Origin of the sequence: Colwellia sp. MB02u-10, from assembly GCF_014077185.1 — a bacterium.
Lineage (GTDB): Bacteria > Pseudomonadota > Gammaproteobacteria > Enterobacterales > Alteromonadaceae > Cognaticolwellia.
The window spans coordinates 21,634-33,221 of record NZ_JACGVK010000071.1 but is presented as its reverse complement, the minus strand read 5'-3'; the positions used below and the strand labels follow the sequence as shown (position 1 = coordinate 33,221).

Here is an 11,588-nt window from a genome sequence, read left to right as displayed (position 1 = left end):
TGCGGTGCTATTGCCGTCACCACAAAACTCGCGGTAACAGGGTCTCCGTAACCCACCGTTAAAGTAGCGGTTATCGTCGTGTCTGTAGCTAATGGCGCATTAGCTAATACCGTTACTGTGCCGTCAAAGGCAACCGTCGCAACCGCTGTATTTGAGCTAACCCATGTGAACTCAGTAAGTAAAACGCTTGTATCCACGTCGTTAGATAATGTCTCATCAGAAATAGTTGGCACAAGCGTCATCCCCTTGGGAATGCTATTAGTCGCTGGCGATAAAACGAATGATTTTAGCTGCGGTGCTATTGCCGTAACCACAAAGTCTTTGGTCACATCATCGCCGTCCGTAACAACAATCGTAGCGGTTATCGTCGTGGTAGAATTTAATGCTGCATTATTTAAAACAGTTAGGATACCAGTGCTAGGGTGTACCGTAGCAACATTGATATTACTACTAGCCCATGTCAAGTTTCCGCTTAAATAATCTGCTAGTGTAACCCCTGTTACTGTCTCGCCATTGGTTAATAAACCACTGCTAACATCCGCATCAAGGGTTAAGCCATTGGGAATACTGATATCGTCTGACGATAAAACGATTGAATTTAATACCGCGGGCACAGCCGTAAGGCTAATCTCATTGGTAATAGGGGGCTTACCCGCCACGGTTATTGTGGCTATCATTTTTGCTATGCCAGAATCTGCAACAACCGTTACTATGCCAGTGTCTGCATCAATGCTGGCAATACTTGTCTGCGAACTTGACCATTTTAATCCCGCAGCCAATACGCTAGCACTCGCTGCTGAACCATCGGTCATTACACCACTGTCCACAGTCATAGTTACGCTACCGTTGGTCGGTGTAGAACTTGCCCCAACGTTTTGCGGTGAAGAACTTGCACTAGGAGATAACGTAATTGAGCTCAGTATTTCTTTAATCACCCTTAGCTCAATTGAATCAGTTACCGTATCAGGAGAGCCGCTATAAGTAGGCATAGATAACGAAACTATATAAGTATCTCCCTCCTTAGCACCATCGCCGAAGGTAACTAAACCACTATTACTAACAGCCAATTTAATTGAATTAATTGCCCAAGTGATCTCTTGTGCTGAACCATCAGTACCATCTGACATTGTCAGTAACGTACCCAGTTGCACTTCGACGCCATTTACTACCGACACTGTACTTTGCGAGACCTCAGCAACGGTGATCTCAATTGCTTGTGCGCGCGCCTCTGCGACGGTGATTTCGATCTCATCGGTAATCAAAGTTTCTGAGCCCACCGAGGCCGGAGCACTTATTTTAATCGTTACCTTATCGCCTATATTTACGCCTGGATCAGAACTAACGGTTAGCACACCAGCGTCCGTTATGGTCGCTGTACCTGTGCCTTCACTGAGCCAAGTTTCTTGGGCTGGTATACCGTTATTGCCATCGGATAATAAACCGACCACATTAAGGGCTAGAATTTCACCTTTGCGTACGCTTGTATCCCTAGGAGAAATAGTTAATGCGGTTAATACCGGTGAGCCTATCGTTACCGACATTTCACCCTCAATAGTAGTACTTGAGCCCTCAAACGTAAGTGAACTCGCGGTAATAACCACAACGCTTGATACAGAAGCGGTATTACTCACTTGTATATAGCCATTGGCGTCAACGCTTACCATTGCGGGCGTATTACTTGTCCAGGTAAGTGTTAGTCCTGCTGGTAACGATTTTTCATCTGACATAACAATGGTTGAATTTAACTGCAGACCCTGCCCTCTTGGTACAGATACATCACCATGTTTGATCGCTATTGACTCTACCAATGGCTCGCCAACGGTTATTGTCATACTTTGAGTAATAGTCGTTGTCGAATTCGTAACAGCATCGTCAGCGGTCACTGTAATAGTAACTGTTTCGCCAACTGTAGCATTATTAGGAATAGTTACTGTGCCATCGGTTACTAAAGCGTTACTCCCATTACTTGTTGTCCAAGACAAAGGGGTGGGTAAACCATTAGAACCATCTGATAGCAGACCAGTAGGTACAAGTGTTAATGCAGTACCACGATGAATAGTGCTACTACTTGGCGACAGGCTAATGCTCTCTAATGCTGCAGCAGCGACTGTAACTTTAAAAGAGGTGCTTTCAATAGTCGAAGAACCGGGTAACACTGGTGCCGATGCTGTGATAGTAGCAACATCACCGACATTGGCAGTGGCTGGAATCGTAACAACGCCTGTCGTTGAGTTAACCTTAGCAAAAAGTTCGTTTGAAGACGACCATGCTAAAGACGGCGCTGAAGCTGGATTTTCATCAGACATTTGCACGGTATAGACTGGGGCAATGCTTCTTCCTTTTCGCACTGAACTGTCAGGGGTACTGATAGCAATGTTTTCAAGCACAGGGTTGCCTACCGATAACACTATAAATTGAGTAATTTCGCTCATTGAACCATCTTCTACTGGCGCGGTTACCCTAATGGCTACATTTTTACCTATAGTGGCATCGTTAGGGATAGTGACTACGCCAGTACTTGCATTAACAGTTGCTATCGCATTGTCATCACTTTGCCATGTTGCGGCAACACTTGGGGGTAAGCCCACGGTATTATCTGAACGCAACGCACTTAATGTTAACGTGGTTGAATTCCCACGAGAGATCACCGTATTGCTTGCGCCAATACTCATGCTGACTAATAAGGGGGCTGCGACAGAAGCAGTAATATTGGTGGTAATTAACTCCCCAGAGCTATTCTTCTTCGGTGCTGTAATTTCAAAGTTTAACGCATCATCTATGACGGCCGTCGGTGTCACTGACACAATATTATTGTTTACTATCGGTGCATTATCACTATCAGAACTTACTATAGTTACCGCTACATTTTCAGGTAAGCCCGTAGTGCCATCTGAAAGGGTGCCTACTACAGTAATGGTAGCACTGGTACCACGAGGGATGGTGTCATCTGACAGCGATGCACTTAATGATTCAAGAACAGGTGGTTCAACGGTTATAGCAAGGGTATTACTGGTAATGACCTCTCCAGCTGCATTGGTAATAGAAGTATCAATTGATGCCTCTCCGGTGTTAACTGCAGTGATTACCCCTGTAGTTTCATTAACTGTAACAAAATCATTATTGCTATTGGTCCATATCACGTCAGGATTAATTTCTGCGGAACTCCCGTCTGAATACCATGCCGTAGCAAAGAATTGAGCGGTAGTGCCTCTGGGAATAGCACTATCAGCACTACTGAGTACTAATGACGTTATTAATGGCGCAGCAACAGTAATGGCTAAAGTATCAGCTTCTGTGCCAGTCACAGTACCCGCATCATCTTTAATATCCCAACTTGCCGTTACACTAACGGTACCTTGAGATAAACTGGTCATCACATTGTCTGAATGGCTGATGCTAGTGTCATCAAAAGTAGCCAAACTAGTTACTGTCCAGGTTAAACCTTGAGTGAACAACATGTTGTCTTCGTCGTCGCTGTAAGCTGTCGCACTGACATACACTTTATTACCTGCATAAATAGTGCCCGCAGTACGAGTAACCTCAATACGGTCTAATAATTTGACCGTCGTAAGGGTTTTTGTAAGCACTTCATCACCATCAAAGTTAGTCAAACTAGCATTGACTAACGTTGCACCTAAGCGCTCAGCGGTAAAAAGCCCTTTATTAGAGGCGGTATTTATAATTGAACCCGCTTTCTGTGTAGCAGTTTGACTTTCCAGTCCAGTTGACCAATCAACAGTTTCGGTCAAATCTTGAACACTACTATCAGAATATACCCCTTGAGCAATAAACCCCTTTTGCATATCTTTAACAAAAATAGGTGTGGTTGGTGTTATTTCAATAAACTCGAGTAACGGTGCGCCCACTTCAATCAAGTAGTCGGTTGCTATAGTTTTATTTTCACCTAATTCTTCAATATCAATTTCACAATGAATAGTTGTTTCACCAAGAGCTAGAGGGCTAAGCAAGCCTGGTAGTGTAGCTGCACTCACGTGTGCAATTTCTGGCGCGGATGATGACCAAATAACCTCATTGCTAATGTCTACAATGGTCCCGTCAGAGTAGTGCCCTTTAGCCTTAAGTTTATCGTTATCGCCTTTTAAAAATAGAGCTACCGGGCTGGGCGATGTAGTAAAGCGTGCTTGTTGTGGCTCAATAACAATACGACGAAGAACCGCGGGTTCAACCGTCACTAATGTTGTTGTGGTAATTACAGTTTGCCCTACCGGGGTATAGCTTGCCTCGACAAAAGCCGAGCCAACCGCTAATGATTTCAATACATTAGCGGTGGTTTGATTAAAGTCAGCAACAGTAGAATCAGTAGAGGTCAAAACAACATCATTGGTTATATCAATAATATTGTTATTACTATCAAAAGCTTTTGTCGTATAAGTTAGCGTGTCGCCACTGACAATCGTTTGGGTGGCTGGGCTGATTTCAATAAATTCAATTACGGGTTGGCCAATAACAAAGTCTGCTGTTGTCGTGAAGGGGGCATCGTAATCTTCATTAGTCAGCTGAACAGTCACAACACTGTCATCTGTATCTTCATTGGGTATGTCTTGAGCGGTTAATAAGCCTTTTAAGTCAGGGCTCGAATTTACAGTGATAAATGCTTTATGAGCAGTTTTAGGGATGCTCCAATTGCTGTTTTCGCTTTTTGTTATCTCTTCTTCAGTACTATCACTATAAACCGCATAGGCTTTAAGTGGCAGTTCCACACCCAGTGCAAGTTTCCATGGTTCTATACTGGTGTCAGGCTCAATACGAATACGCTCAACAATTGCGCCAACACGGTTTATACGGACACTACCCTTAATGCTATTACCTGAAACTTTTTCTATGGCGGTTATCAGCACTGCGGTTACGTCACCGGCTAACATAGTAACCAAACCAGTCTCGGCATTAACCGTCCCTACATTTGTATCTGCAGATTCCCACGCAGCGGCGTTTTCATCGGCAATAATTTTATAAGCCCCATCGGAATAAGTTCCCCACACTTCTAATTGCACACTTTTACCTGCAGGCACATTGAAACCAAAACTTTTTGCTGCTGGCGAAAGATTGATGCTTTCTAATACGGCCTCGCCAACCGCAAAATTGAAACTGGCGCTAATGTTCGTATCTGCGGCGTTATTGATCGCAGCGCTAATTAATAAGTTTGTCTCTGGTAGCGTTGGTGCTAACGCATCCGCTTTGCCACCATCAGTTCCCGTCTCGGTAATGGCTAAATAACTACTTTCAGAACTTGTCCAGATCACTTCGCTAGTAATATCAGCGGTAGAGCCATCGCTATATGAACCTTGAGCATAAAACACTGCATTCATACCACTAGCAATAGCGGTAACGTTTTCCTCACCCACACCGTCTTTGTCAACATCTATTTTTGCATTGAGCGTCAGTGCTGTCAGTAATGCTGGTTTTATAGTAAAAGCAAATTCGCCTGTTTTAACCTCGCTATTATCGTAAATATCAACATAGCTTGCTTGAATAACCACATCACCATCATTCAATAAATCAAGAGTATTGGCCGAAGTGCTCGACAGAACTATGTTACTTATATAAGCATTATCAACTGTCCACTGCACTACATTGGTCAGTGTTCGTTCACGGTCGTCGGAAAATAACCCCGTTGCTTTTAAAGGCTGGCTGTAACCTTGCCATAAACCCAATCCATCCAGGTCGGGTAATGAAACTTCCAGCGATAATAATTTCGCAGGTGTTACTAAAATATCTACTGCGCTGTTAAAGTCACCGCCATCAATGGTAATTGCTGCTGTGAGGGTGAATAATCCTAGTTGGCCAATTTCTTTATTGGCAGACACTTGGCCATCGACAATTTCAGCAAGCGAAGCAGAATTTGAGCTCCAACTAGCCCCCGGTAGGGTTTGTTCACCGCCATCACTATAAATACCTATTAATTGAAAATTATCGACCACCCCTTGTGGTAATGCTAGCGTTTCTTCGCTTATATCTATGTTATCTTGCGCCAACTTTACGCTCACCACAATCGCAGGTAATAACGTAATAACAGCAGCTTGGCTGACAATAAGTTGTTCTCTTTCATTAAGCAGGCTCGCAGTAATATCTGTTTGCCCTACTTCAAAAACAGACATCAGGTTAGATAAACTTGCGTTATTGAATGTAGCAAGGTTGTTATCACTTGATCCCCAGGTGACTTGCGTTGAAATATCAACCGTGGTGTTATCGTCGTAATTCCCAAAAGCTTGCCAATATGTTTGTTGCCCTTTGGCAAAAAATTGTTGTACAGGCACTATGTCAATCGATTGCAATACAGGTTTAATCACTGAAATTAAACGGTCAAAAGAAAGCGGTTCATCAAACCTATTTTTGATAGTCGCTGTTAAAGTAGTTTCACCTTCCACATAGGTTTCAAAAGCCATTTGCCCCAGTGCTTCGTTATAAGCAACACTGGCAAATTCATCATGGCTATTGCTAAACGTTAAATCAGTTCGTGTGGTTATGTCTTCAATCACCCCTATTGAAGACATAGCTTCAACGATAAAATATTCGGTGTTGAATATCGATATAACCGGTTTTTCTTCATCGACAATAGGATTTACTGGTTTAATATTAAGTGATTCTAAAATTGGTGAGCTTACGGATACCGATATGGTGTTAGTGGTAATTTCTACGCCGTAGCCATTATCAATCAGGCCAGTAATAGCAACTTCGCCTACTGCTAAGGTTTCAATTTCACCATTTTCACTAATATTAACAATACCTGTTTGGCTCATCACCCAAGTGACACCGCCAATAATAGCCTGCGTGTTTTGATTTGTGTATATGGCTAACGCTTCGATGGTTGATTTTCTGCCTAATGGAATGTCAGCAGCATTGGTAATATTCAGTTCAACAATCGCAGCAGGGGTAACATTAACCTCAACACTTGTTTGAATTGTGTCGCCAAATTCATTCGTTGTGGCGGCACTAACCTGAGTTGTGCCAACAGTGATAGCTTTAACAACGCCATTTGAAGAGACATTAGCTAAATCACTATTTTCTAATCCCCAGGTAATATTGTCATTAATAGCCCTGGTACTGTTATCACTGTAACTGCCAGTTACCGAAAACGTCAGCTCTTTCCCTTGGTAAATACTGCCACCATCAGGTGTAATTTCAATAGATTCAAGTAATGCTGGTGCAATAGTAATCGATGTAGTCATCATATTTTTACTATTGCTAGCCGTTAATGTGATCACACCAGGGTCAATGGTCAATAATTCAATTTGGTAACCTTGTTCAAACGACAGACTTGCCAACGTAGGAGCATCAATTGTCCAAACATATTCATCTAATTCAAATGTTTGGTTATCCTCACCAATATTTGCACTTAAATCTTGGATACCTGTTGCTTTATTAAACACCCCTAGTGTAAAAGTATTTCCTTCGCGAATAATACTTTCTGATGTTATTAAACGTATCTCTAAGTCTTCTGCATTTAACGCTTCTTCACCGCCACAACCTGTCAACAATAGGGCCATCAAAATGATGGAGAAATAAGTTACTGCACTTTTGGAGGTGTTTTTAATCCAAGTCATTATTATTTTTTTCCATTGTTAACTTAGTCAAATGCTTTTTAATACGTTTCAAATGCTTTTTAATACGTTTCAAATGTCATGTTATAGATAAGCTCTTCAGCATTGTCTGGCATTTCTTTGATCATATTATGATAACTTTTCCCAATTTGATAGGAAAGGTAAACCGTTGTATCTGGCCAATAACGTGTAACGTTTATGCGCGTGTCTTTTATTTCCCAACTAAACTGTACTTTTCCAAAGTTTAAATCACCTTGTCTATCAAGGGGTGTTCCATACTTTTTAGTGATCATTTCAATAATCGACAGCACAAAACTTGGGTCATTTTGCGAGGGAAAGCGATACTCTAAAGAAGCTATTTGATCTGTTTGCAAGCTGTACCCCACAAACAACCTATCCGTTTTATCTAATAATTTAGACGATTCATAAATATCAAACCAATAATGATCTCGTTCACGTAAGGTGGTTGCCGCATTACTTTTAAGCTTTGCACGCATAGCATCACGCGTAGTGATAGCTAAAGTGGTTCCGTATAAAATAAGAGAATTATCGAAAGTTTCTATTTGTTGCTCTAAAAAGGGCAAACGCTGTTGAGAAGGAAAATAACCTTGGTTAGCCGCCTTACTGTGCCAAAACAAAGCTTCTTCTAAATTGAGCAAGGTGCCAATCCCTTGTTCATTAAGCAAACCTAAATTATATTGTGCATCAATCACTTCTTGATTAGCCGCATCGGTATACCATTTAAAGGCTAATTCATTATTTTGTTCTACACCTTTACCCCGTAGGTACAGTGCTGCTAAATTATTTTGTGCGGCTCCATGCCCTTGCTCTGCCGATAAGCTATACCATTTAAAGGCTTGTTGTAAATTAAGCTCAGGTGAATTAGATTCCGTGTATACCGCCATTAAATCAGACGATAAGGGTACCGAACCACTTTCGTACAACAAACCGAGGTTAAATTGAGCACCGGCATGAGATTGCCTTGCTGCAGACAGTAACCAACGTATGCCTTGATCATAATTTTGTTCAATTCGCTGTCCGGCAATATAAAGTTTACCTAATTCAAATTGCGCTTGGGCATAATCTTTGCTGGCACTACGTTGCAGCCAAATGGCCCCTTGCCTGAAATCAACCGGCATCCCCAGACCATTGAGGTACATAACACCTATTTGATATTCGGCTATAGGGTCATTGTCTTTAGCCAGTGGATACCATTCAACTAAGGCATCACTGTATCTTTCGTCGTTAAAAGCAGCGAGCCCTTTATCAAAGTCACCCTCAAAACCTAGGTCATATAAAGGGTCAAGCATTTCAAAGTCAGGCAATACATCTATAAAGCCATCGGTTGATTGAACGACCCTTTCAGGTGCATTTTCACTCGTGCTTGATGTATCACTTTGCCACCATAAATTAGCACAACCTGAAAGTGTTGAGCTAACCAAGGCAGTAATCATTAAACAAGCTATATTGTTAATTTTCATATATTACTACTTATTTATAATTACGCGACTTGCGCGCTGTCAGACAACCCAATAGACAGTTTCCATTGAATATCTCTAATGACATGGTCACATTGCTGTAAAAAGGCAATAAAAATTTGGCTGTTACTCATACCATGTTCGGTCGCAACAATGATCCCTTCTTGTTTGATTTTGCGTACCTCAGACAGACGACGCATTAACAAACGATAATCTTTGGTATCTGCTTGTTGTTGATCTAGTTGGTTAATATCTTCGAGTAACTTCTGAATACGTTGTAATCGGTTATTTTGCTCAGTGGCTGTGCGCGCTTGCTGATAATCATTCCAACGTGATTTTGCGCCATATAAAAACACGACAAGACACAAGATGATCCATTTATAATTCCAAAGCTTTAGTAAGGTATCTAATATATTAGCTTTTACCGCACCATAAGGGTTGTATACATGTTTTGCTGCTTGATGCGTTGTTAAGCTTGGCCACTGACCACCTGTTTTTTTCACCCATTCATTCACTAAAGGGTATTGCTCGGTTAATTCTTTCGTTAATAGCGTTTGTATCACCGTTTCTACCAAGCCATTCGAGGCATCTGCTCTAGTCACTATGATTGAATCTGTCTTGACCATACCTATCCATTCTCGTGGTAATGGCCCTATCGGTGAGGGGTACATGCCGGCATGTAATAAATCACTTTCTAAATAAGGTGAAGTACTGGCAATAGCTTCTGAGGCGGTAGTATCTAATAATTTAAAATTACCACTGGCCATTAATTTACGCAAATAAGTATCATTAGTGCTACTGGTAATAATAGCGCCATCAAGGTCACGCCCTTCTAATAACTCTAAATGTGACAATTGGTTATTTCTTAATGTTTGCACTTCGATACGATAATGCTCTAGCAGCTTAAGGGCATTGATACGGTGGTCACTTTCTAAGATCCCTAATGAAATCTTGTGTCCAACCAAATCATTGATACTATTGATATGACTGTCTATTTTAACCACAACATGTAGATAATTTTTAGCGATAGGAGCAATCACCACTAAGTTAGTCATGTCAGCTACCGCAGGAGATAAAATAGCGATGTCAGCTGCACCACCCTGCACGGCTCCACGATTAAAAGCAGAGTCTTTACTGACAATTAACTCTACTTTGTAATCACTGTGTTTCTCAATGGCTTGTTTTAAGTTATTACCCACTGAGTACAAGTAGCTACCTCTTTCACCCGTTGCTATGCGCATGATATTACTATGGTTACTTTGTAAATAACCAATATAAATAACACCAGCGATAGCGGCTAACATCAAACTCCAATTTATAAATGGACGGATCTGATAAAATCGCATCTTATACTTCCTTTAGTAAGGTTTTGAAAAATATTCAATAGGTTGATTAAGCTAAAATCATTAACTTAACCTGAGATGGTGTCAAGGTAACGCCAAAAGCGCCGGGCATCATACCATTTTGTCCAGACAAGCCTAGCATTTTATTGGAAGGTAAACCGCCCATAAAGGTTTTAACACTCCCTAGCAATTGCTTTTGTGGCCCCATCATCATGCCGGACAACGGGTTCATCATGGCCCCAGTAGAGTCACCTGTGCTCATTGGGGTAATGGTCATCATATTATGATTGGGCATAGCCAAAGTCAGTACTGTGAACTGTGACGGAATACCCATAGTAGACATTGATATATTAGGGTAAGGAATTGGCACTGGAATAGGCCCGGCCGGTGAAGGTATCGGGGTTAAACAAACATCAGGCATAGCCATACTCATACTGCCCATTTGTGTAGTCGCAAAAACCATTTTATTTCCTTGTGCTATTGTTAACCCATATGAATTCGTTCGCCGTCAATTTTAACGTCTTTTCTTGCCGTTATAACTGCATCGCGCGAACGAATAGAGAGGGTTTTGCCAATCGTTTGTAAAAAATTCAAGCTAGTTTGTTGATCTAGCCCTTCAACGGTTTTAAAACTATTTTTAATGCGTTGCGTTAAACGCTCGGTGACTAAATTCATCGCACTGCTAAACGAGTTAACTTCGCGCCACTGGCTTACTGCTTTATCGCCCATCACTGAACACTCGTTGGCTTGAATGTTCATTTTCGCGGTAGTAACGCCAATTTCGCTTGAGGTGAGTTGGGTTTTTGACGCGCTCGTTAATGATATTTGCTCAGTAGCAACTAAGTTAATAGCGCCCACTTTTGCCTCTAAGGCAACATCTCCCGGAAAGGCAAGGGTCATGTTGTTGGTCTCGGGGCGTTCAATTATTGCTAAAATATAGTGTTCATTGCCACTAATATTACTGATTAGCACCTTGTCACCCAGCATGGGTTGCACTAAACAGCTGTAGGCTTTACTTGCGCGAAAAACACCGCGCTCAGATAACACCATGTAATCAGTGCCAAAACCGCCTTGAATTATCGCCAACTCGTTTTCTGTTGCATTTTTTGCTGTTGCTTGTTGCTTTATTGGTAATACATTTGCCATGGTTATTTCTCCCTTGGTCGCAATTTATTTTCTCGGCAAAGGTTTGTTGTTTACCCCTGCTC

5 protein-coding genes are annotated in these 11,588 nt (G+C 41.7%); all 5 read right to left on the bottom strand.

The features are described from left to right. On the bottom strand, positions 1–7,562 hold a 7,562-nt coding region (locus H4J59_RS01880), incomplete at its 3' end, for an Ig-like domain-containing protein (RefSeq protein ID WP_182236357.1). Between the two features lie 59 nt (positions 7,563–7,621). After that, positions 7,622–9,040 (bottom strand): tetratricopeptide repeat protein, encoded by a 1,419-nt coding sequence (locus H4J59_RS01875; protein ID WP_182236355.1) that lies wholly within the window; start codon positions 9,038–9,040, stop codon positions 7,622–7,624. Positions 9,041–9,060: 20 nt separating this feature from the next. Beyond that, the gene (locus H4J59_RS01870) at positions 9,061–10,383 is read right to left on the bottom strand and encodes a TAXI family TRAP transporter solute-binding subunit (protein WP_182236353.1); all 1,323 of its coding nucleotides are present in this window, start codon (positions 10,381–10,383) and stop codon (positions 9,061–9,063) included. A gap of 46 nt (positions 10,384–10,429) precedes the next feature. Beyond that, positions 10,430–10,843 (bottom strand): DUF4150 domain-containing protein, encoded by a 414-nt coding sequence (locus tag H4J59_RS01865; RefSeq protein ID WP_182236351.1) that lies wholly within the window; start codon positions 10,841–10,843, stop codon positions 10,430–10,432. A gap of 20 nt (positions 10,844–10,863) precedes the next feature. Continuing rightward, positions 10,864–11,526, bottom strand: coding sequence for a DUF3540 domain-containing protein (locus H4J59_RS01860; protein WP_182236349.1), 663 nt, complete (start codon positions 11,524–11,526; stop codon positions 10,864–10,866). Between the last annotated feature and the right edge of the window lie 62 nt (positions 11,527–11,588).

Coding starts and splice junctions, on each gene's coding strand:
- H4J59_RS01875 (WP_182236355.1), bottom strand. CDS start 9,040: ATGAAAATTAACAATATAGCTTGTTTAATGATTACTGCCTTGGTTAGC.
- H4J59_RS01870 (WP_182236353.1), bottom strand. CDS start 10,383: ATGCGATTTTATCAGATCCGTCCATTTATAAATTGGAGTTTGATGTTA.
- H4J59_RS01865 (WP_182236351.1), bottom strand. CDS start 10,843: ATGGTTTTTGCGACTACACAAATGGGCAGTATGAGTATGGCTATGCCT.
- H4J59_RS01860 (WP_182236349.1), bottom strand. CDS start 11,526: ATGGCAAATGTATTACCAATAAAGCAACAAGCAACAGCAAAAAATGCA.